Source organism: Paenibacillus sp. 10L310, assembly GCF_056395745.1.
This window is the reverse complement of sequence record NZ_JBFTKC010000009.1, coordinates 211,956-234,983: the sequence shown is the minus strand read 5'-3', so window position 1 is coordinate 234,983 and position 23,028 is coordinate 211,956. Positions and strand designations below refer to the sequence as shown.

17 protein-coding genes are annotated in these 23,028 nt (G+C 43.2%); 12 read left to right on the top strand and 5 right to left on the bottom strand.

Going from position 1 to position 23,028, the window contains the following annotated elements:
- Nucleotides 1–79 precede the first annotated feature (79 nt).
- From AC1DE7_RS19905 to AC1DE7_RS19895, 3 genes are all read left to right on the top strand, one after another.
- A complete protein-coding gene (locus AC1DE7_RS19905) occupies nucleotides 80–928 on the top strand; it encodes a stalk domain-containing protein (RefSeq protein WP_477535035.1) in 849 nt (282 codons plus the stop codon).
- A 197-nt stretch (nucleotides 929–1,125) separates the two neighbouring features.
- On the top strand, nucleotides 1,126–1,785 hold the full coding sequence (locus AC1DE7_RS19900) for a TetR/AcrR family transcriptional regulator (RefSeq protein WP_076317841.1): 660 nt from the start codon (nucleotides 1,126–1,128) through the stop codon (nucleotides 1,783–1,785).
- Entirely contained in the window at nucleotides 1,782–2,918 is a 1,137-nt protein-coding gene (locus AC1DE7_RS19895) for an alpha/beta hydrolase (RefSeq protein WP_477535034.1), read from the top strand. The genes AC1DE7_RS19900 and AC1DE7_RS19895 overlap by 4 nt, the downstream gene beginning before the upstream one ends.
- Nucleotides 2,919–3,048: 130 nt before the next feature.
- Here the strand turns inward: AC1DE7_RS19895 and AC1DE7_RS19890 are convergent, their stop codons facing one another.
- Nucleotides 3,049–3,387 carry a cupin domain-containing protein gene (locus AC1DE7_RS19890; RefSeq protein WP_477535033.1) on the bottom strand — a complete coding sequence of 113 codons (339 nt, stop codon included), beginning with the start codon at nucleotides 3,385–3,387 and terminating at the stop codon, nucleotides 3,049–3,051.
- Between the two features lie 79 nt (nucleotides 3,388–3,466).
- Complete coding sequence (locus AC1DE7_RS19885; RefSeq protein ID WP_340982487.1) at nucleotides 3,467–4,294, bottom strand: helix-turn-helix transcriptional regulator; 828 nt, start codon at nucleotides 4,292–4,294, stop codon at nucleotides 3,467–3,469.
- Nucleotides 4,295–4,497: 203 nt separating this feature from the next.
- On the opposite strand from AC1DE7_RS19885, the gene AC1DE7_RS19880 reads away from it, so the two are divergent.
- The 6 genes from AC1DE7_RS19880 to AC1DE7_RS19855 all read left to right on the top strand — a co-directional run bounded on the left by AC1DE7_RS19880 (nucleotide 4,498) and on the right by AC1DE7_RS19855 (nucleotide 11,909).
- Complete coding sequence (locus tag AC1DE7_RS19880; protein ID WP_127548674.1) at nucleotides 4,498–5,967, top strand: sensor histidine kinase; 1,470 nt, start codon at nucleotides 4,498–4,500, stop codon at nucleotides 5,965–5,967.
- 6 nt (nucleotides 5,968–5,973) lie between these two features.
- Nucleotides 5,974–6,666, top strand: a complete 693-nt coding sequence (locus tag AC1DE7_RS19875) for a response regulator transcription factor (protein WP_047843050.1) — start codon at nucleotides 5,974–5,976, stop codon at nucleotides 6,664–6,666.
- A 119-nt stretch (nucleotides 6,667–6,785) separates the two neighbouring features.
- A complete protein-coding gene (locus AC1DE7_RS19870) occupies nucleotides 6,786–8,294 on the top strand; it encodes an S-layer homology domain-containing protein (RefSeq protein ID WP_282321357.1) in 1,509 nt (502 codons plus the stop codon).
- Between the two features lie 10 nt (nucleotides 8,295–8,304).
- A complete protein-coding gene (locus AC1DE7_RS19865) occupies nucleotides 8,305–9,009 on the top strand; it encodes an ankyrin repeat domain-containing protein (RefSeq protein WP_282321356.1) in 705 nt (234 codons plus the stop codon).
- Nucleotides 9,010–9,321: 312 nt separating this feature from the next.
- Nucleotides 9,322–10,035 (top strand): beta-glucanase, encoded by a 714-nt coding sequence (bglS, locus tag AC1DE7_RS19860; RefSeq protein WP_036615630.1) that lies wholly within the window; start codon nucleotides 9,322–9,324, stop codon nucleotides 10,033–10,035.
- 227 nt (nucleotides 10,036–10,262) lie between these two features.
- Nucleotides 10,263–11,909, top strand: a complete 1,647-nt coding sequence (locus AC1DE7_RS19855) for an extracellular solute-binding protein (RefSeq protein WP_051447411.1) — start codon at nucleotides 10,263–10,265, stop codon at nucleotides 11,907–11,909.
- A gap of 153 nt (nucleotides 11,910–12,062) precedes the next feature.
- On the opposite strand, the gene AC1DE7_RS19850 is transcribed toward AC1DE7_RS19855, so the two are convergent.
- Nucleotides 12,063–13,703: a response regulator gene (locus tag AC1DE7_RS19850; protein ID WP_036615627.1), complete on the bottom strand. Its 1,641-nt coding sequence runs from the start codon at nucleotides 13,701–13,703 to the stop codon at nucleotides 12,063–12,065.
- Nucleotides 13,704–13,714: 11 nt separating this feature from the next.
- The gene (locus AC1DE7_RS19845) at nucleotides 13,715–15,424 is read right to left on the bottom strand and encodes a sensor histidine kinase (RefSeq protein ID WP_036671308.1); all 1,710 of its coding nucleotides are present in this window, start codon (nucleotides 15,422–15,424) and stop codon (nucleotides 13,715–13,717) included.
- A gap of 146 nt (nucleotides 15,425–15,570) precedes the next feature.
- Here AC1DE7_RS19845 and AC1DE7_RS19840 point away from each other — a divergent pair, with 146 nt between their 5' ends.
- Genes AC1DE7_RS19840 through AC1DE7_RS19830 form a run of 3 tightly spaced genes read left to right on the top strand, consistent with a single transcriptional unit; the run spans nucleotide 15,571 to nucleotide 21,916 of the window.
- A complete protein-coding gene (locus AC1DE7_RS19840; protein WP_017688355.1) occupies nucleotides 15,571–16,521 on the top strand; it encodes an ABC transporter permease in 951 nt (316 codons plus the stop codon).
- A 15-nt stretch (nucleotides 16,522–16,536) separates the two neighbouring features.
- On the top strand, nucleotides 16,537–17,415 hold the full coding sequence (locus AC1DE7_RS19835) for a carbohydrate ABC transporter permease (protein WP_017688354.1): 879 nt from the start codon (nucleotides 16,537–16,539) through the stop codon (nucleotides 17,413–17,415).
- 43 nt (nucleotides 17,416–17,458) lie between these two features.
- Entirely contained in the window at nucleotides 17,459–21,916 is a 4,458-nt protein-coding gene (locus AC1DE7_RS19830) for a carbohydrate binding domain-containing protein (RefSeq protein WP_477535032.1), read from the top strand.
- Between the two features lie 122 nt (nucleotides 21,917–22,038).
- Here the strand turns inward: AC1DE7_RS19830 and AC1DE7_RS19825 are convergent, their stop codons facing one another.
- A complete protein-coding gene (locus AC1DE7_RS19825; protein WP_477535031.1) occupies nucleotides 22,039–22,890 on the bottom strand; it encodes an aldo/keto reductase in 852 nt (283 codons plus the stop codon).
- Nucleotides 22,891–23,028: the final 138 nt, after the last annotated feature.

The window sequence follows — 23,028 nt, the reverse complement described above, 5'->3', positions numbered from 1 at the left end:
GCTGATCAAACTTTTATTGGAACATAACGTTACTATTGTAAGTTTAAAAATTACATGAAGTGGGTGAATTGCTGTGAGAATGAAGCATTTGAAAAAAGTAGTTGTCGTTGCATTAGTGATGTCGGTGTTATTACCATTGGGGGCGCAAAAATCTGAAGCAGCATCCAAATATGTTGATTTGGAAATTCAGTGGGCAGACGGTCGTATTAACCATGTTCAGACGTTAATCAAGGATGGAGTCACTTATGGAAGTTTTTTCTCACTGGGTATTAAGGCAGGCCTAGTGTGGGGGATGGAAGATGATAATACAGCCGTACTGAAGAACAGTCAGAAGCATATTGTTGTGCACTTGGGAAGCAGCATTGCCGAGGTAGATGGTCAAAAAGTAGATATGGGCACAGAACCTGTGTCGTATATTAGTCACCTTTATGTACCCATTAGATTTCTTGCATCTGCTTTGGACGGGGAAGTGACTCATCGAGATACGAAGACGAATAAGATAACCGTGACTGGATTGAGCAATTATACCGATACTTTTTATGGTAGCGACATGGGTTACACCTATGTCATTCGCGCTACAAAAGGAGATCTTGAAATTACGAATGCTTCCACTGGACAAAAGAGTTCAATTCCGTTAGGTATAAAGGACATTAATGTGAATACTCATGATCTCAAGATAAATTTCAAGAGGAGTCCCCAAAATCTACTTATTGTCATCATTGAACACACTAATCGAAAAACGGAAGACTACGATCTTTACACCTTGGTATTCAAAAATAAAGGTCTGATTCGCAAATCCATTGCTCACGGGGTAACGGGCCAGCAGGAAATTTTGAATTCAGATAGTACCATTCAACTCATCGATGACAACAGTATACGTATTATTGAAGATGGAAGTGGTAAAGTACTTGAAGTCCTTTCTCGTTGAATAGATATCTGTTCCGATATTCATGAATTAGATCCCTCACCAACTGATTTTAATACAAACATCTCAAAGAGCCGCTGATCAGAGTGATCAGCGGCTCTTGCATATTTCTTCCCGAATCTTTTCACAAACCAGTTGATTTGTGAATTTATTATCAGTATAGTGTGAATCAGTTCACACTATACATTAAGGAGTAGTCTATGCCAAAAAATTCTTTCTTTCGTTTAGACGAAGCAAGGCGCGAGGAAATATCGAATAGCGCTATGCATCTTTTTGTTGATAATCTTTACGAGGATATAACTATGAAGATGGTTTTGGATAGTTTGTCCATGCACCCCGGAACATTTTATCGGTATTTTGAAGACAAAGATGACCTTTATTGTCACTTAATACGTAATGTGACCCAGAAAAGAGCTGCATACTTCAGTAACAGTAATGAAGATTCCCTTTACAGCTATTTCCTTACTGGCTTATTTGGTAACGTTAATGGCATGGTGACCGAGCCACTGAATGAGTTGGAAATCAAACTGACTAAAACATTTTCATATATTCCTGAGGACATTTTGCTGAAAGTATATGTGAATGTGTTAAAGGGCGAGTCATTCCCCATGATCAAGGACATTTTACGCCGAATGAGGGTTGATGGATATCTCCGACCGGATGTTGACGACGACCTGATTTCTTTTATGTTTGAGTCAATGCAGCTTAATTTAATCTTGTTTTTTAGGGAATTCGATATTAAGGACTCTAAGCTGCAACATAAGATCAGCAAGTACTTTGCTGAATTTATGGGCCATGGGCTGCTTGAAGATCATAAATATTCTGAAATGGTTAGCGATCTCAAGGGGGAAAGAAAATGAAAACCTATAATGCATTTCCAGAACCAATTGGCGGCTATACTGTCGGTCGAACCCAGATGGATTTTGATTACACGGCATCAGATTACTCCAAAAGAGAACTGACCGCTTTTGTGTACTATCCGTCTGACAGTAGCGAAGGTAAGACTACATCAACGTACATGTTTCCTGAAGTCTACGAGATGTTTAATGAGCAGCCACTTGTCACCGCGTTGAAGGATGTTTTCTCTATAGATATCAAGACCCAGTGTTACGACGACCTTGCTCTTTCCGGGAAGGAAAAGCGCTATCCAGTGTTATTCTATGTGTGCGGTGGAGGCGGTTCTCCAGAATGGGGTACAGTGCTCTGTACAGACTTGGCAAGCATGGGGTATGTTGTGGTAAGCATCGGCCATCAGAATAGCACGATGTATAAACGTAAAGATGGGCGCCTGTTTAATGTATCAAAGGACTTTTCGGATGTCATTACAGCCTTTGGTGAAGATCCGGAGATGCTGGCGTTAGCTGATAAGATGGAGATGCGGCCTGACGATGAAACTGCCATTGAGATGTGCCGTAACGTGCTTGCACTGCCGATACTTTCCAAGATAACAGAGTATAGTGAATCACAGGCAGAAGATGTAAGGTATGTAGCCGATTATCTTTACAAACTGGACTCTGGAGAGCTGAATTCCATCTTTAAGGGCAGATTGTTGCTTGACATCGGCATGGGTATAGTCGGACATTCCTATGGAGGGCCTACGACGGCGATGGTTTGCCGTGATGATGATCGGTTCACCTGCGGGATTGGTTTGGATAGCGGTGCGTTTGGACTTCTTGACAGCGATCTTAAGAAACCTTTCTTGTTCCTGTTTTGTGAACCTAACTATAATATGAATGCGATTATTGGCGCTAACAATAGCATGGAAACCTATTATTTCTCAGTTGATCGTGTTGCACATTTGGATTACTGTGACATCGTGTTTACCAGTGTTAATGAGGAACTCAGAGGTGAACGGGATGTTATGGAGATGCGAAATATTGTTACAGACTATGCGAAGAACTTTTTTGATCATTACATACTGCAGAAGGCAGCAAGTGTGGAAATTCTGGCATACGATGGTGTGGAATTGATCAGGAAGACCAGCAACAAGTGACATAACCGAGAGTTTGCTGATTAATGTATGTCGAAGAGCTAGCCTTACAGACGCAGAGCCGATAACCCCATTACGGGGTTATCGGCTCTCTGATATTGCAAATTAACTTCCTGGTTCCAATAACTGACGCTTATTCGGCCTTAGTCCCGCCAGTGTTTACTTCGCTTCCAGGCTCCATCAACATGATATGACATTCCTTTTCGGCGGAAGGTTTGATCTCGACTCCCTTAGGGACAATATACATCTCGCCCTTGGCAATCTTCACTTGCCCATCACGAAAATCAATTATCATTTCCCCCTCGAGCACAAAAAATAACTTGTCAGTCTCCTCATGAACATGCCACTCAAAATCTCCAGCAATCTTAACGATCTTAAATTGATAGTCATTCATTTCACCAATGAGTTTCGGAGACCAAAGATCGTTTAATTTCGAAAATTCCTCATTTAATTTAATTGCTTGATAGTGCATCGTCATTCCTCCTGTGTATTAATCCTATATGTTCAGTATACTGATTTAAGCTTTGGTATAACATGGATGCCTATTGAAATCAGGATGGATTATTGATGAACTTCAGACGATACTCCGTAGGAGAAATACCATATTGTTTCTTGAACACTCTGCTAAAATAAAAGGGGTCAGCAATGCCAACGGTCTCGGCAATCTGTTGTACAGACGCATCACTTGCCAATAACATTTGTTGTGCCATGTTTATACGATATTTCAATACATATTCTGCTGGACCCATACCTGCATGTCTTCTAAACACGTAGGAAAGTCGATTTCGATTAATATTATTTTGTTCTGCAAGCGATCCGACAGTCAGATTTTGATCATAGTATTCTTGGATATAGGTAGAGATCCGTTCGAATAAAACATCTGTTTCACAACTGTTTTGCCTATGATCAACACATATTAAGGTCTCATTCAGTACATCGCGAAACAGCATTTCGGTCTGAAACTTTGAAATACCTCCACGCTGGTTATGCACATGCCAAAGACGCATGATTAATTCGATCAGACGTGGAGACTGACCCGTTGATAATTCAAAATGCTGATGGGAAAAGCTTGTCTCTTCGAGGTCCGAACTACATATTCGGTATAAAACGAGGATATATTCCCAGTCCGTTCTATGAAACACGGTTTGATCCAGTTTCATTTTCGCGCCCCCATGTACAACTTTTCCTGGTGAAAAAATATAGGGTGTACCATCAAATTGAAATTGTATTTTTCCTGTAAGAGGAAATACAAATCCAGGAAAAGAATCGGTATAGTCAGCCTGGGGAACCCCTGGATTTCTAGCATATCGATATACTCCTTCAACTTGAAAAGGAATGTGTGCAAAATGGGCTGCTAACTGATTAACGTCTACTTTCACATTACGTACCTCATTTCAAAAGTGTTTGCCAGTCATTCTAAGATAAATCGTTGTGCACCTTACTCCAACATTATTGATAACGATTATCACTGTCAACATATATAATGAAAAAGAAAGCTCTTTTTTACATATGGGCAATAGAATCCATCTTGTGTTAACATGTGCACTAACTAATCCAATTGTTTGCTTGAGAAGGGGAACCCATGTCAATTCGAATAAAAATGCTGCTGTCCTTTACGGGCATGCTTGTTATAAGTCTACTGTTCATCCTGCTTACGGCAAGTCTGTATACGATTGCGGCCACAGGGGATCTACAGAGTTTCCGTGATATATACAAGGTACATTATCAGATCAACCCCCTGACTGAACAGGGAGAATCGATCTTTCAAGAGATGAAGTTTCTGGCCAAAAATGACCCTGATGACCTGCAGAACAAGGTTTTGCTGCGTGAATATGATATGAAGCTTCGAGCTGAGAAGTCAGGGCTCTACATCAGACGAGAGAATAGTCAGATCTTCGAATCACTGACCTTCAACCAGCCAGAACTGAAGCAAGCACTGCCTGCCTATGATCTTAACAATTATCAGATTCGGAGCACCTTCAATATTGGTGAGCGATTTTACGCGTATGCAAAATTTGATTTTCAATATTCAGATGGGGAACGGGGGAGTATCTTTGTCATTCGTGAGAGAAGCCCCTTTGCGGAGCTTACTCGCAAGTTGCTGCCTGTGATGTCATTTCTGCTTATTGGCGTTCTCATCATTGCAAATCTGCTCTTGTTCCGCTGGATCACGCGCAGCTTCATTAAACCATTGAATCAACTACGAAGTTCAGCCGAACATATTAAAGATGGCAATCTATCCTTTAAACTTCAGCTAAACTCCAATGACGAGGTTGGTCAACTTAGCGAAGCGTTTGAGAGCATGCGGAATCAATTACAGCTCTCCTATGCGTTACGTCAGCAGGACGAAGTGAACCGCAAAGAGCTTATCTCCAACATTTCGCATGATCTCCGTACGCCGATTACCAATATCAAAGGTTACATTGAGGGTATTCGTGACGGAGTGGCTAATACTCCGGAGAAAATGGAGAGTTATGTTAATATCATTCACTCCAAAGCAGTTAGCATGGATAAGTTGGTGGATGAACTGTTTTTGTATTCCAAGCTCGACTTGAACCAAGAGCCGTTCCTGTTTAAAACAGTTGATCTCGCTGATTTCCTTGAAGATAGCATTGAAGAGCTGAGATATGATCTGGAGGATAAAGGTGTTGCCCTGGATTGGAATAACCAGGTGTCTGGTCCCGCTATGGCTGCTGTGGATCCGGAGAAGCTAAAACGTACCGTTGTTAATGTGGTGGATAATGCACTCAAATACATGGAGAATGAACACAAACGATTCGAGATTACACTTCAAGCTGATGAGAAATGGATTACGATGGCGTTTAAAGATAATGGCAGGGGAATACCTGAAGAGGCACTGCCTTATATATTTGAACGCTTCTATCGTGCAGAACAATCCCGCAATTCCTCAACGGGCGGAAGTGGGCTCGGGTTAGCAATTGCCCGCCAAATTATTGATGGACATGGGGGCTTCATCTGGGCTGAAAGCCAGCTCAATGATGGCACGAGTATATATATCAAACTGAAACGGCTGAATGAAGAGAGGGATTAATAAGTAATGGCAAACATTTTGATCATTGAAGATGAAACAACGATTGCAGAACTGGAACGGGATTATTTTGAGCTCAACGGATTTTCCGTGGATCTCTGCCATACTGGAGATGAAGGTCTGAAGCAGGCACTGGAGGGGGACTATAATCTGATCATTGTTGATCTGATGCTTCCGGGACTTGACGGATTCGAATGTTGCAGGCGCATTCGCGAGGTAAAAGAGGTGCCCATCCTTGTCGTTTCCGCGAAAAAGGAAGAAATCGATAAGATCCGGACATTTAATCTGGGAGTGGATGATTTTATTACAAAACCGTTTAGCCCAAGTGAGTTGGTTGCACGAGCAAAGGCTCATTTGACCCGATACGAGAGACTACTTGGCAAAAACAAACCAGCTGAGCAGGATGAAATCCACATTCGCGGGCTTCACATTGACAAAGGATCACGCCGCGTTTTTGTTAATGGAGAAGAGGTGGCGATTACAACCAAGGAATTCGAGTTACTTGTATTTCTTGCGAGTCATCCCAACCGTGTATTCAGCAAATCAGATCTGTTCGAGCGGATATGGGGCATGGATTCCACCGGAGACATTGCAACGGTTACCGTCCATATTCGCAAACTGCGGGGGAAGCTGGAGACAGACCCAAAAAATCCGGAGTATATTGAAACCGTCTGGGGTGCAGGTTACCGGTTTACTGCATAAGTTTCGTGAAAATTTAGAGCCAGTTTATATTTTGTTAATAACTTTAGCCTTGGGAGTTTCTTTTTGTCCTCTATTCTATAGATACAGGCAACTACAACCTATAGAGGAGGAATTCAACCATGAATTCTACAACCCGCAAAATCGCTACATTTCTAACCATAACTGCATTAGGTACAGCAGTGTTCCCGTTAACTGCGAATCAAGTACATGCAGCTACATACGTTACTAACATTGCGGCAACAACCACACAGCTTAATCAACAACAGATTGAAGCTGCTATCAAGGATCTCAATAGCTTGGGGATCATGAACGGGTATGCAGATCAATCTATGGGTGAACATCGAGCAATTACCCGTGCGGAGTTAGCTTCATTGGTTTTCAAAACGTTTAATTTGGAGAGCAAGACGGGAGAAACCGTAGAATTGACGGATGTGAATCCGAATGCATGGTATGCGCCATATGCGTCAAAGCTTGTTGAACTTGGCATCATGCAGGCTAACGATGGACAATTCAATCCGCAAACTCAAGTGTCGGATGCTGAACTCGAACAGGTCGTATCCAAAGCGATGCAACGTGATGTAAAGTCCGTTCACCATTGGATGAGCGAGTTCTACTCCGAGAACGGTACAGCAACGCGCGGCGAAACAGCAGTGCTGTTGCAAACTGCACACCAAGCTATTCCTTCGGAGCAAGCTCAAATCAAGAGCGTTAGATCACTGAATGCCATTACGTTAATTGTAACTTTTGACAAGCCGCTGACAGCAGCGAATGAAGCTTTTGCCAAGGCACAAACGGACTTTGCGTTTAGTGGCGGGTTGACGTTAACCAATATGCCCCGTTTGAAAACAGGGTCAATCACGACTTACATCGTTCCAACGTCCGTACAAGATGCTAGTGAAGTGTACAACCTGACTTACAAAGGCCAAGACGCTGGTTCCTTTGAAGGCAGTGGTACGAAAATAAACATGACAACGGTTAGTCAAGTAACGAATGATACATTCGAGATTGAAGCATTGCAAGTGAACAGTGTCGTGGATTATGGTTACATCATTTCGGCTTACAGCGGTGGTCGAGGAGCTAATGCATTTGTGCTGAATGATCAAGAGCAAGCAGGAGGCAAAACGTATCAAATCATCTCTTCCATGCAGGCAAGACAAGTTGTAATTACGCCAGAAGGTGGCGAGCCTATCGTTGCCAGATATGTTCCGTTCACGCAATCCACAGACGGTAAACAAGAACCGAAGTTCCGTTTGCCTGAGGGACAAACGCTGAAATCAGGCGTCACATATACGGTTTCTTCGGATTGGGCCAACATCGAAAATGCTTCATTTACGGCGAAATCGTTTGATCCACTAGTGGTTGCAAGTGCTCAAGCAGTGAGCGAAACCTCCATTGAAGTTACACTTGACCAGGACCCTGGGGATGAACTGTTCTCTGGTCGAAGTGTAACGTTAACTTCACCTAGCGGGGATGTTCTGACGGCCACTTATAAATATTCAAGTCGAAAAGGTGCGACGGGTGTATTCGACCTAACAAATGATGGAAAGTTGACTCCGGGTACTACGTATACAATAAACCCAGTTGGGGATTGGAGTATCGCTTCTTCGGTCACCTTGACACTGGAGTAAAGGAGGCAGTATGAGTAAAACGCTGATTATCGTTGTCCTGATAAGCAGTATGTTAATCGTTCAAGGTTGCGTGCCTGAAATGAGAAACGACTCCAACGTGGAGGAAAAGGCCATGACTTCAGCAGATGAACAGCTGTTCAAGGCAGTAGAGGACAGCGATACTGAACGCATCGAACAAATGATTCAAGCAGGTGCCAATATCAATGCTCAAGATCAGAGTGGACGAACCGCTACAATGATTGCAACTTACAATAATGATCTAACATCGGCTAAAGTGTTAATTGAAGCGGGGGCAGATGTGAATATACAGGACGATATGAAAAATACCCCGTTTCTGTATGCTGGTGCTGAAGGATACTTGGATATTTTGAAGCTGACAATCGAGGCGGGAGCGGACCCAGCGATAACGAATCGATATGGAGGGACAGCACTTATTCCAGCTTCGGAGCATGGATATGTGGATGTAGTGCAAGAACTACTGACTCAAACTTCGATGGATGTGGACCATGTGAATCAATTGGGATGGACAGCACTACTCGAAGCGATCATTCTTAACGATGGCAATGCTCGGCAGCAGGAGACGATACAATTACTCATTGACCACGGAGCAGACGTAAACATATCGGACCGTGATGGGGTGTCACCACTCAGTCATGCGAAGAATAATGGCTTCAAAGAAATTGAAGACATTTTGGTACGAGCTGGTGCGAAATAGAACCCTTTTAGGGTGAATAAAGAAACAAACATGTTGAGATATATGTAAAAATGGTTTTCATGGAGCGCCTGATTCCTTCTATGCTGAAGGGCAGGCGCTTCATTCAATCCATCTTACGTGTATGAAACTGGCATAGTCTTAACATAACATGATTAGATACAAGAACGAAGATCTTAAAAATTGAATATCTCTGCTTTAAAGTTTGCTATAGTTTACCACCATGCTTCCGGATAAAATGGAAATACCAACCATGTAAGCGCTATCTATTATTGCGCTGATTATACATGTTGGAATCATTCATGGAGGTGTATGATGAAGAGGAAGTCTTGGTATACTTTGGCGGTAACTGGTGTCATCTCTTTGTTTTTTTCGGTAAGCGCTTTCGCGGGTTATGTGTTCTGGGAACCTCTAACCTATTTTAACGCAAGTACGTGGCAAAAAGCGGATGGGTATTCCAATGGGAACATGTTTAACTGTACGTGGAGGGCTAACAATGTTAATTTTACAAGTGACGGCAAGCTTAAGCTTGGTTTGACCAGCTCTGCACAGAACAAGTTTGATTGCGGAGAGTATCGTACCACGAATACGTATGGGTACGGCTTGTATGAAGTCAGTATGAAACCTGCCAAGAACACAGGTGTAGTTTCCTCATTTTTCACATACACAGGTCCTGCACATGGCACCCAATGGGATGAGATTGATATCGAATTTTTAGGAAAAGACACAACCAAAGTTCAGTTTAATTATTATACCAATGGGGTTGGTAATCATGAGAAGATTATCAATCTAGGGTTTGATGCATCCCAGGGCTTCCATACTTACGCATTTGACTGGCAGCCGGGACATATCAAATGGTATGTTGATGGTGTATTGAAACATACGGCAACCAGCAATATTCCTAAAACACCGGGAAAAATCATGATGAACCTGTGGAATGGAACAGGAGTAGATAGCTGGCTCGGTCCTTATAATGGGGCCAATCCGCTCTATGCAGAGTACGATTGGGTCAAATATACGAGTAATTAAGCAGACTGAAGCAGCCGTTAGCGGCTGCTTTTTTCTATATTCTGGCATTGTATTTATTCAATATATGTATTCAATATCCAATATCCTAAATTAATGCAATAAATGTTGCAATATTAGTATGGGCATAAATATCAAAAATTCATTATGATTAACCTGTAAGCAACATTACATAGACTGGGGGAACGAAGTTGGACACAAGTAAAAAGAGACGAGTAGGCAGTTTGGTCATGATCGGTGTATTGGCCCTATCTGCAGCCTTGAGTGGGTGTAGTAACGGGAGCGATAAGAAAACAGAATCGAGTACACCAGCGACAACGTTGGAGCTCAAAAATGGGAAGTATGATCCACCAGTATCCATTACGTATTTAAGACCATGGGGTCCAGACGTGAAGTTTAAGTCAGGCGAGGATCAGGATAACAACGTCCATACAAAATGGGCCAAGGAGAAACTCGGAATTGAGTTGAAAAACCAGTGGATATCTCCATCCACCAATAATGCATTTGAGACAAAACTGCGTCTATCGCTTGCTTCCAATGCGGACATGCCGGACATTATTTCGTATCGCGGCGAATTCAATCTGGTGCGAGAATTGATTGAGTCCGGAAAATTTGTCGATGCGGGCGAGTTGTTTGACAAATATGCCAGCGACACATGGAAAGCAGCCGTAAACGAAGATCCTTCCGTATGGTATCCATACATGCAAGATGGCAAAAAGATCGGTATTCCGATTCTGGACTATTCCTATAATGGTGATCCTGTCATGTGGATCCGTGAAGACTGGATGAAGAAATTCAATCTGGAAGCACCTAAAACGATAGATGATCTTGAAGTCATTATGGAAACGTTTACGAATCAAGATCCGGATGGCAATGGGAAGCAGGACACTTACGGACTCACCATTGGCTTCAAGAACTGGCTGAACACATGGATGTCTGAAGCTGGGTGGGTATTTGGCGCTTATGGTACAATGCCAAACCAATGGAATCTGACGGCAGACGGAAAACTTGAATACGGTTCCGTTACACCTGGTGCAAAACAGGCTTTGGCCAAATTACAGAGCTGGATGAGCAAAGGGTATATCCCGGAAGAAGCCGGCGTGTATGACGAGACAAAAGCAGCTGAAGAATTTACTGCCGGAAAAGCAGGTATTGTGGTTGGTCCTCACTGGATGCCATCCTGGCCGCTGGAGGATGTGAAGAAAAACAATCCTGAGGCTGAATACAAGGCGTATCCAATTCCTTCTGGTCCAAATGGTCAAGCAGGCAGACATGGTACGTCAAACGGAAATGGCGTAGTTCTAATTAACAAAGACATGAAAAATCCGGAAGCCTTTTTCACCTATCAGAACTATCTCTTTGATCACTATGCAAATCCTAAAGAGGGCGATGAGTTTGAGCATGGATTTGCGGAAGGATACGATTGGGTTATGGTAGATGGGAAACCATCAACCGATGCAAGTCTTACGGGGGGTTATGCTCCCGAGAAGTACACGTTGACTTTTGATGGAGCGCGTATTCCCAATCTAAGTATGACAACACTTGCCAAGCTGGCAAGCGGTGAAGAAGCAACTACACCATTTGAGAAAAAAATCAAATCAGGTGTACCAGTACCTATGCTTGATGCAGCCAAGATTGTTTTGGATCAAAAGGATATCGTGTTCAATCAAATGTTTACCGGTGCACCTTCAATGACGATGCAGATGAACAATGACATTTTGACAAAGATGGAGAAAGACACCTTCTCTCAAATTGTGTATGGCAAAACCTCTGTGGACGCGTTCGACTCATTTGTTGAGAAGTGGAAGTCTTCAGGTGGAGATCAGATTACGAAAGAAGTTAACGAGTGGTATGATTCCGTGAAAAGCGGAAAATAGGATGACAAAGGGCTGGCTGAAATGATTCATCCCGGCCACATAAGCACCAAAAAGGCATTGCAGGAGAAGATCTCCGGCAATGCCTTTTTGTATTTGATATGGAGAAGGGGAAACCGGAGAGATTACTAGAACGTCAAGTCTGGCCTGAGTATCTTAAACCGGCAGATTTTCCCGATATTCTTGCGGTGTAAGATCATAAAATTTCTTGAAAACTCGAATGAAATATGCGGTATTGTTGTAACCGACAAGTTCTGCAATCTCAAACACTTTGGCAGTTGATGTTCGCAAATGATAGGCTGCTTTCTCCATTCTTAACCGGTACACATAGGCAGTAAGTGCTTCACCTGTCTCCGCCTTGTATACCTTGGACAAGTACACTGGATGCAGATGCACATGGTCAGCAATTGCAGGCAGTGATACATCACCAGCCAGATGAAGGTCGACAAAACTTTTGACGCTGCGCACAATGGTGCTGTGATTGTCTCTAAGCTCTTGTTCAGCATCATCTCGTATGTAATGAAGTGTACGCACGGACCAGTCCTGTAGCTGCTGTGCAGTGGAATAGCTGGGAGCTTGAAAGTAACGATAGGACTCTGCTGGAATCAAAGAAGAGATTTGTTTGCCATTTTTATGAATGATGTACGCAAACGCGCCCGCTATAGCAAAATACACCTCAAAGGTTGACTCGGCAATATCATGATGTTCATTGGAATGCAGCAGTTCCGCAAAAATGTGTTCGATTTTCTGTTCCACATCCTCAAAGCGACCAGCTTCGAGCAGGCTAATCAACGTTGGTGGCTGATACAGCGACCTGATCGTATGTAGAGGGTTGGCATCCGTTTCATCGGAAGCGGTGACAAACAAACCTTGCACCTGACCCATCCGTTTACGCATGGACATAACCGTTCGCTCATAGAGTTCTCCAATTTCATGGGGAAACTTGCCCCAACTGGAGACGGAAATGGAGATTGCACCTTTCAGGTATAACTGAACATTGGTTTGAATCTGGGCAGCATACTGCTCAAGCAATGTCTGAGGCGTCTCACTCCTGCTATAACTCATCGTTGTGGAATGTTTCATGCTTACCAGAACAACAATGTAATCATGAACGTCTCGTGTGTGCCAGATATGAAAATGATTATGCATCACTTCACTTATGATATTACATATCGCATATTCCATTAGGGCCAGGTCGCCGTGCGCCATATCGGATAGATGTTTCTCCATACGGATAATCAACATGCCGAGATCTTCTCCTACGGAGTAGGGAAGCTCCAGCAGATCAAGCTTGTCTGCCAGCGTCTTCTGATCATAGACTTTTCCAGTCAGCAACTCATGCAGCATCGTGGATTGAAGCAATGGCAGATGATCCTGAAAGGCGTGTAAGGCTCTTTGATGAGATGCTGCGGTTTCCCACTTTTCTTTAATTCGATGAACAAGACGTTGCACGGATTCGATCAGATCTTCATCACTAACGGGTTTCAGTAAGTAATCAAAGCTTTCCTGCGCAATGGCCTGTTTCGCATATTCAAAGTCGGCGTGACCTGATAACAGAATCGTCTGCACATGAGGCCACTTTTCATGAATCGCTGTAATCAGTGCAATGCCTGACATTTCGGGCATACGTATATCCGTAATTACAATGTCAATGTCGTGGTTGTCCATAATTTCCAGCGCTACTGCACCGGATAATGCTTCATGAACTGTACCGATCCCGCAGCTTTCCCACGGAATGGTCTCTGCCAGCGTTTCCACGACGGAACGTTCATCGTCAACTAATAATATTTGCAGCATGGGTCGTTCACCTACTTGTCTGTATTGTCGTGCCACGTGATGTTAACTTTAATCCCACCCATTGAAGAATGATCATAAGATAGTCCAGATCCTTCACCGTACAGAAAAGATAAACGCTGATGGACATTCCATGTACCACATCCCATATTCTCATCCAGCGGTTTAAGAAGATTATCTCTCAGATGATCAAGTTGTTTCTCAGACATGCCAAGCCCGCTGTCCTCCACGATAATTGTGTACACATCATCCTCGCAGTCCGCATAGATTTTAATCTCACCATCTACCGATTTGGGCTCCAGACCATGAATAATAGCGTTCTCAATAATAGGCTGGAGGGTTAGTCTGGGAACTGTTTTATCTAAAATATCATGGGGCACGTCGATTGTAAAATGCATTCGTTCCAGACGAAGTGACTGGATTTCCAAATAATTTTTGACCATTGTCAGCTCTTCACGAAGCGTGGCTTGATCCTTTTCGGACCTGGTTATGTATCGGTAATACTCTCCCAGATTCAGTGCCATGGCTACTACGGCCTTTTCATTTTTCATTCGGGCCATGTTCTTGATATAGAACAGACAGTTATATAGAAAATGCGGATTAATCTGCGATTGCAACTGTTTGAGCGTGGCTTCCCGACTTCTTAATTTCTCCTCATATACATTCTCGATTAATTCTTGAATTCGTTGAGCCATGATGTTGAAACGTGCAAATAACAAGCTGAACTCATTGCGTGCAGAATGATGAAGCCGAACGGAAAAGTCCCCGGTGGACAAGCGATTTGTCCCCTTAACCAACTGTAAAAGTGGAAGCTGCACACTTCGGTAGAGTGTATATAATACAACAACGCTCATCACGATCAGAACAGCAATTGAAGCGTAAAAGAGATTCCGGCTGCTCGTAATCGGTTTCAAAATTTGCTGCATAGGCACATAGTCAACATAATACCAGCCGAGGCTCTTGGATTGAATATAAGAGACGTAATATTCCGTTTTGTTCAACGTTGTACTGAATCCACCGCTGGCCTGCAGTTTTGCTTCTTTCAGGGAAGGCAGGATTGCGTTCAAGGTTTCCTTTCCAGAACTATTGCTGATTAATCCATAATCGGGATGGAACATGAACGGGTCACCTTTATTATTTAACTTGTTTTGATTAAGAAGTGCAGTTAAGTGATGAACTGGAAAACTGATTTTGGTAATCAATCTGGCTTTGCCAGGTCTCGCCATCGCTGTCGTTGGATCGGTGGTGTACCAGATAAACTGATTGTCGGCATAGGTCCAGGATTGCGAGAGAGGCTCCTTAAATTCATCATCCATGTACGGAATGTAAGCATAATAATCCGTTGATATCACTTTTTGCATCCTTGGGAAGTATAGTGTGATGGTCGAATGCCATTTGCTTGCTGCGTTGTACAGATTCATTTTCTCCAGAATGGCGCTTCCAACTTTCACACGTTCATAGGGAATGTCCTTGTAGTCGGGACGTTGATATTCCTGAATACTCGAATCTTGCCCAATAGACATCCCATACAATGACAGTTGGTAAATATTGGATTCTACTGAATCAGCAAATGTTGAGAGATGATTCATCGTATTGTTTTGAATCTCGTGTTCGATAACACGCACGCTTTCCCGGTTCGAGTATGTATAGAGAAACAGCACCAGAATAAGCAGCATCACAAACAACAGTGTAATTTTGGTAAAGACATTCAAGCGTGTGAACAAAGTCCAACCTCCTTAATCTTATTAAAATATTGATATCGTTGTTGCAATATTAGGATATAGATCACAAATTTCCATTGCTATAATTTTAATATACAAGTTCACGATGACTTGTAAAATACAAAATTTAGAACATGGGGGATGCAGGAGTGAAGGAACATACGTTAGAAACGCCGCATAAACGGCGCTCCACCAGGGTTAAACAGCGCTGGAATATGCAACGGAACTGGACCTTGCATATGATGCTCATTCCAGCTGTATTGCTGGCACTGGTGTTTCAGTACATACCGATGGGCGGCATTGTAATTGCTTTTCAGGATTTCAAACCATACTTGGGATTTTCTGAATCCAAATGGGTGGGTTGGGACAATTTCCGATATTTATTCTTATATCCGGACGTAGGTCAGGTGATCTGGAATACGCTGGTCATTGCATTTTTCAAAATCATCGCAGGACTATTCGCTCCATTCCTGTTTGCCATTTTGCTCAATGAAGTGCGCTTGACGGCATTCAAGAGAGTAAGTCAAACGCTTGTGTATCTACCGCATTTCCTATCATGGGTTATTCTCGGTGGTATTCTGCTCGATATCCTGTCTCCTCAGGGCGGCATGGTCAACCAGCTTGTCGTAGCCTTTGGAGGAGAACCGATCTTCTTCCTGGGAGACGGTACATGGTTCCGGATAACGCTGATCCTCAGTGATGTGTGGAAAGAATTTGGTTTTGGTACGATCGTATTTCTGGCTTCTCTCTCAGGAATTAATCCTGCGCTCTACGAGGCTGCCGAGGTGGATGGGGCCAACCGATTTAAACAGACGCTGCACATTACGATTCCGGCATTAATGCCGATTACAATCGTACTGATGACACTCTCTATCGGCAATATCCTGAACGCCGGTTTTGATCAGGTGTTCAACTTGTACAATCCGCTTGTGTATGACAAAGGCGACATCATTGACACCTTTGTATATCGACTCGGGATTCTGAACGGGAAGATGAGTTTTGCCACAGCAGTAGGGTTGTTCAAATCTGTGGTTGCTACCATTTTGATTGTTATATCTTACAGAATGGCTTACAAACTAGCTAATTATCGAGTTTTCTAGAGAGGAGAAAAGGGCTTGTATTATAAAACAAAAGGATACCGCATATTCAGCATCGCTAACTATACTTTTCTTGGGATATTATCAATACTCTGCATTTTACCAATTATTCATATATTGGCTGTTTCATTCAGCAGTATGGCGCCAGCATCATCAAACCTGGTTACCTTCTGGCCCATCGGGTTCACAACCGACGCATATGTGAAAACATTCGGGAATTCAAACTTCATCAACTCCTTGATCGTATCACTTAAACGGACTGTAATTGCAACGATCATTGGTATGGTCATCATGCTCTTAACCGCATTTCCGTTGTCGAAGGAAGACATCAGTTTTAAAGGTCGCTCCTTATATACGTGGTTTTTCGTATTTACCATTTTGTTCAGCGGCGGTTTGATTCCAAGTTACATTCTGATCCAGAAGCTTGGCTTGATGAATACAATCTGGGCGCTTATTCTGCCTGGCGCACTGTCCGTGTGGAACGTTATTCTCATGATGAACTTCTTCCGCGGTCTGCCAAAAGAACTTGAGGAAGCAGCTTATTTGGATGGAGCAGGTCATATCAAAACGTTGATTCTGGTCTACGTACCGCTTTCACTTCCAGCTATCGCAACCTTGTCCTTATTTACGATGGTGTATCAGTGGAACTCCTGGTTCGACGGCATGATCTATATGTCCGATATTAAAAATTATCCACTTGCTTCTCTATTACAGACCATTATTGTTCAGCAAGATCTCAGCAAAATCAACGTCGATCCTTCCATGTTGGAGAATATCTCGCAGCGAACCGTACGCGCAGCACAGATCTTTATCGGCGCGCTTCCGATCCTGATGGTGTACCCGTTTTTACAACGTTTCTTCGTTAAGGGGATCGTTATTGGAGCAGTTAAGGAATAGGCTATGCAAATGCAAGGATAACTGAGCTGAGGGAGGAAGAAGGATGAGAAAAGGACTGGCATGTATGGTGGCATGGAGTTTAATGGCTTCTCTCGTTTATCCAGCAACTGCTGGAGCAGAAAGTGTACAGGGTCAAGCGGAGGTGGGAAATGTGCAGGCGAAAAGCCTGCACTTCTCTGTTCCCTATACAGACCTGACCGGGCATTGGTCACAATCTGCAGTTACACGTTTGCAAGACTTGAATTTATTGAAAGGTTATACGGACGGTACGTTCAAGCCCAGTCAGGTCATTAGCCGAGCTGAATTCGTCATGATTCTGGATCGGGCCTTTGGTTTCACCGGTAATGCGGCGACTGGTTCATATGCGGATATGACTTCAGACGATTGGTACTATGACGTGATGGTACGAGCGAATGGTTCTGGCATCATCGAAGGGACAGACCGTGAACATCTGTCACCACAACAACCGATTACACGCCAAGATGCAGCGGTTATGGTAGATCGAGCTTTTCAACTTTCAGCGGCTACAAATGAAGAAAGTGAACAATTGAAATTTCAGGATGCAGATGATATTTCTAGTTATTCAAAGAAAGCGCTTACCTATCTGGTGAACGAAAATATTCTTAAAGGTTTCCAAGGCAAATTAAATCCCAAAGCACCGATTACACGAGCAGAAACGGCAACAATGTTGTCGGCGATGGTTGCAGATGTAAAAAGCACTCCTGGAACATATGAGTCCCGGGTAGATGGCAACTTGATTATTAAATCAACGGATATCACGTTGAAAAATATGGTTGTTAATGGAAATCTACTGCTGGCAGAAGGCATAGGCGAGGGATCTGTTGTTCTTCAGGGCGTAACGGTTACAGGAAGTGTCATCATTAAAGGCGGAGGCAGTCATTCCATCAACATTAACAACTCCAAGCTGAAGCGAGTAGTCGTTGACAAACGTGGGGAACCCGTCAGAATTGCCATTACGGAAGAAAGCAACATTCAGGAGATGCATGTAAAGCAGAAATCCATTCTGGAGATCTCTTCAAACAGCCTGATTGATTCCATGAATATTCATGCAGAAGCGAGTCAGACTCGAATGGATACCAAAGGTACGATCCAAAAATTGAGTGTAGATGCCGATGATGTTGTGATCAACGGAGAGAAAGTAAAACAAGGATTGCGCACATCCATGGTGGGTGAAGCCCACCAACCTGCTTCATCGCAGCCTGGTGGTTCAACAAGTGTGACAAGTACACCCACACCATCTTCTCCAGACGGGCAATCACCGTCCACACCATCGACACCAAGCAATCCGGCTGGCGAAAAACCGGTTCCAGCAACAACGATTCCGCATGATCAATGGGAGCTGGTCTGGAATGATGAGTTTAACGGGCCTTCGATTGATTCTTCCAAATGGACCGTGCAGGATACAGGACTCGTTTATAACAATGAAATGCAATATTACAGCCCCGATAACACTCGCATTACAAAAGATCAGAATCGAAGCGTGTTGCAGATTGAAGCAAAAAAGGGTCCGAAAAACGGAAAGGATTACAGCTCTGGCAAACTGATCTCCATGGGAAAAGGCGACTGGACCTACGGTAAAGTAGTTGTACGTGCGAAGCTTCCTATTGATAAAGGCATGTGGCCTGCCATATGGATGATGCCAACAGATGAAGCACATTATGGTGGATGGCCTGCCTCTGGAGAAATCGATATTATGGAGCTAATTGGTGGCAAAGAGAGTAATAACAAGGTATATAGCACATTGCATTATGACAGTGTGAAGCCTGACGGCTCCCATGGACATGATCAGGGAAGTCTTACTCTTCCAAAGGGAGAAACTTTCGCTGACGATTATCATGATTTCCAGGTGGAATGGTTACCGGGTATGATTCGTTTCTATGTGGATGGAAAGCTGCATCATGAAGTGACCAACTGGCAAACGAAGGCCGCCGGCCAACCCGAGTATTATACGTTCCCTGCACCATTTGATCGTCCATTCTATCTGATTCTGAATCTGGCAGTTGGAGGAGACTGGCCGGGGGCACCTGAAAGCAACTTCACTTCCGAAAAGATGAATGTTGACTTTGTGCGAGTATATTCTTACAAAAATCTAGACACATGGCCTGATGTAACAACAAATCCCATCGAGCCTGTGCAACAGCGTGACCCACAAGCCGATGGCAATCAAATCTACAATGATCGTTTTGCGGAAGGGTCTGAAGACAATGGAGTGCCTCTTCAGTGGAAATTCATCACAAATGCTGATGGAGCTGGCAGTGTCAAAGTTGTAACGGATGAGCAGAAAGGGAAAGCAGCAGAAGTTACCATTGATGCATCGGGTACTGAAAACTACTCGGTTCAACTCACTCAGATGCCGATGTACATCAAGAAAAACAAAAAGTACAAGATACAATTTGATGCGAAAGCATCTGCTAACCGTACAATCATGTCCAAACTGAATCAATTCGAAAAAAGCTGGACCAATTATTCGGGTGATAACACCTTTGCACTCACGACAGATTGGCAATCCTATGACTATACCTTCAATATGCGGGATGGCACGGATAACAATGCCAGATTCGAATTTAATCTGGGCTTGGATGATACAACCGTTTGGTTTGCCAATGTCAGGCTGATCGAGGTGGGTGAAGCTGATCCGTTAACTGTCGAACGAAACGCGCTACCTGATGGCAACTTTATTTACAATGGCACATTCGATCAAGGCAAGGAGCGTCTGGGATTCTGGTCAAGCAGCATTCAGGACAGTGCGGTAGCCAATATAAGTGTAAATAACTTTTCGAAATTCCCAATTATGGAGCGTCAACTGGTTGTTGATGTTACTCAAACGAATAATGACCCACAACAAGTTTCGGTGAACCAACCGGATTTGAAGTTGGAAGCGAATACAACGTATGGTTTCTCCTTAGATGCCAAGGCAGACACACCGCGAAGCATCGACATTGATGTTGTCAGCAGTAATGGGCATACGGTACAGGTTCATCAAGGGCAAAACCTCTCCTTGAACCAAGAAATGAAAACATTCACTGGAGAAATCATCATTGGAGATGGAGCACCAATCGCACAATCCGAGTTAAGACTGTTATTCGGCAGTTCTGAAGGTAAGGTATATGTGGACAATGTTCGTCTGACGAAACGCGGCAAACCTCTGTCAGTGAATGGCTACGCACATGTTCCTGCAACCGAAGCCTGGATGATGCAGGGCTTACAACTGGAGGACTCCGTAGAAGGAGGAAAACATGTCAGTTACATGGATCAGGGAGATCTGCTGCAATATAAAATCGATGTAGCTCACGACGGAGTATATGTTCTGTCTGCCCGAATGGCCAGTGGAAAAAGTGATTCCAAGGTTCAGTTCAGCATTCAGGATGAACAAGGTACAACCGTTGCACAATCAGACCTGAGTCTTGGAGACACGGGTGGATGGCAAGCATATCAAACGGTGTATTTTCCAGGGGTCAACTTGGTAGCAGGTAAACCCTATTATGTGAATTTTGAAGGGGCAGATTATAATACACGTTGGGTGGATATTTCACAAAACAAAATTCAGAACAGTGAGCTAACAGCTGATCTGAATCATTGGGAGCTAATTCCTAATGATCTGACAACCTCACATGACGAGGGCACAGGATTAACGATTAAATTGCCTGGTACAAGTGAACATTGGTGGGACACTTTGTTGCAACAAGGTCAGATCAAACTGGATGCAAACAAAACGTACCGACTTACCTTCGAGGCATCTGCTTCAAGTCCTAAATCCATGCAAGCGGTTCTTTCTCAGAATGCAGGCGATTTTGTGAAGTATTTTGAAGAAGAAGTGGAATTAACCGCAGATCAAAAGTCATATACTTACACCTTCACTATGGGGGATAGCTCCGATTCGGCAGCTATGCTTGCATTTGGATTAGGATATCCGCTCTCTACAGGTGAACACTCGATTCACATCAATAACGTCCAATTATATGAAGTGAATCCGAATGCAGATCAAGGAGGGCAGCCTGCTCATGTTAATCTTATTCCTAATGGAGACTTCTCCAAAGGTAAGGAAGGTTGGTTTACCCATGCGGACGGTAATGCAGCGGACCTTGAGATCCAAGTTAGCAATCAACAGCTTCAAGCCAAGATTGGTCATGCAGGCCAGCATCCATGGGATCGTCAAGTCATCAATGAAGGATTTGGCATACAGCAAGGTTTTAAATATAAATTAACGTTTAAAGCCAAAGCGGAGAAGTCCAGGAAATTGGGATTGGGGATTGGATGGGTCGATGCAGCTGCCAACTATGAATGGCATGGTTTCTTTGGGGCACGAGTTGATTTGACTCCAGAAGAACAGGAGTTCACGTATACATTTGATGCAACAGAAGACAGCTATGCGAATACTCGAATTTCATTTGATCTGGGTAACATTGATGGTGAGCAAGATGGCAACACAACCGTCTCATTATCCGAGGTCAGCTTGATTAATCTGGGTCCTGCCAATTAACTTCTGAATTCTCTATATTATTGAGGCTACAATAAATGAAGAATCCGATTCCGTGATGCCGGAATCGGATTTTTTTATCTCTCCGTGAAGAGAAGGATTAGATTGTTATCGGATAGATGGGATTAAATATCTAGTTTGCGAGTACTAATCCATTTGACCATTTCAGGATCATTATGGGAGAAGAAAAGGCTCTGTTTGGTATCTAGCGCAGTAATCGACTCAATATCTGCTTGGCTTAATTCAAAATCAAAAATATTGAAGTTCTCAATAATTCTTTCTTTACGCACCGATTTTGGAATAACAACGACTTCACGTTGTGTCAACCAACGCAAAACCACTTGAGCAACCGATTTGTTGTACTTTTCACCTATAGATACCAATACCTCATTTTGGAACAAGTCATTTTTCCCTTCAGCAAATGGTGCCCAAGACTCGATCTGAACATTATTTTCCTCCATGAATTGTCCAGTTAAGATCTGCTGGTTGAAGGGATGTGTTTCGACCTGGTTTACAGCAGGGGTTACTTCGTTTTGCAGAATCAAATCCATCAGACGATCCGGTTGGAAGTTACTCACTCCGATTGCACGTACTTTTCCTTCACGATACAACTCCTCCATTGCGCGCCAAGAACCATGTACGTCTCCAAAAGGTTGATGAATTAAATATAAATCCAAATAGTCCAATTGCAATCGTTCCAAGGATTTTTCAAATGCATGTTTGGTACGTTCATAACCCGTATCCTGAACCCAAAGTTTTGTTGTGACAAATAATTCTTCTCTGGCCACACCACTACGTTTGATCGCTCTGCCCACAGCTTCCTCGTTTAGATAAGAGGCAGCTGTATCAATGAGACGATACCCAGCCGATATGGCATCCATAACACTTTGTTCACATTCGTTTGCATCTGCAATCTGAAACACACCAAAGCCGAGAATAGGCATCTCAACACCATTATTTAAAATTACTTTTTGCATATATTAACCTCCAGTTGTGGCATGCCTATATTATTGCATTCCTGCTCTAAAAACCGATATCTCATTTGTCTTATATGCTTGCCTAATTCTCTTATTACCTATGCATGCAGAATAAAGTTGTCCAGGAATGACATCATA

Coding starts and splice junctions, on each gene's coding strand:
- AC1DE7_RS19825 (WP_477535031.1), bottom strand. CDS start 22,890: ATGCAAAAAGTAATTTTAAATAATGGTGTTGAGATGCCTATTCTCGGC.
- AC1DE7_RS19850 (WP_036615627.1), bottom strand. CDS start 13,703: ATGCTGCAAATATTATTAGTTGACGATGAACGTTCCGTCGTGGAAACG.
- AC1DE7_RS19855 (WP_051447411.1), top strand. CDS start 10,263: ATGATCGGTGTATTGGCCCTATCTGCAGCCTTGAGTGGGTGTAGTAAC.
- bglS (WP_036615630.1), top strand. CDS start 9,322: ATGAAGAGGAAGTCTTGGTATACTTTGGCGGTAACTGGTGTCATCTCT.
- AC1DE7_RS19890 (WP_477535033.1), bottom strand. CDS start 3,387: ATGCACTATCAAGCAATTAAATTAAATGAGGAATTTTCGAAATTAAAC.
- AC1DE7_RS19830 (WP_477535032.1), top strand. CDS start 17,459: ATGAGAAAAGGACTGGCATGTATGGTGGCATGGAGTTTAATGGCTTCT.
- AC1DE7_RS19865 (WP_282321356.1), top strand. CDS start 8,305: ATGAGTAAAACGCTGATTATCGTTGTCCTGATAAGCAGTATGTTAATC.
- AC1DE7_RS19880 (WP_127548674.1), top strand. CDS start 4,498: ATGTCAATTCGAATAAAAATGCTGCTGTCCTTTACGGGCATGCTTGTT.
- AC1DE7_RS19870 (WP_282321357.1), top strand. CDS start 6,786: ATGAATTCTACAACCCGCAAAATCGCTACATTTCTAACCATAACTGCA.
- AC1DE7_RS19895 (WP_477535034.1), top strand. CDS start 1,782: ATGAAAACCTATAATGCATTTCCAGAACCAATTGGCGGCTATACTGTC.
- AC1DE7_RS19900 (WP_076317841.1), top strand. CDS start 1,126: ATGCCAAAAAATTCTTTCTTTCGTTTAGACGAAGCAAGGCGCGAGGAA.
- AC1DE7_RS19875 (WP_047843050.1), top strand. CDS start 5,974: ATGGCAAACATTTTGATCATTGAAGATGAAACAACGATTGCAGAACTG.
- AC1DE7_RS19905 (WP_477535035.1), top strand. CDS start 80: ATGAAGCATTTGAAAAAAGTAGTTGTCGTTGCATTAGTGATGTCGGTG.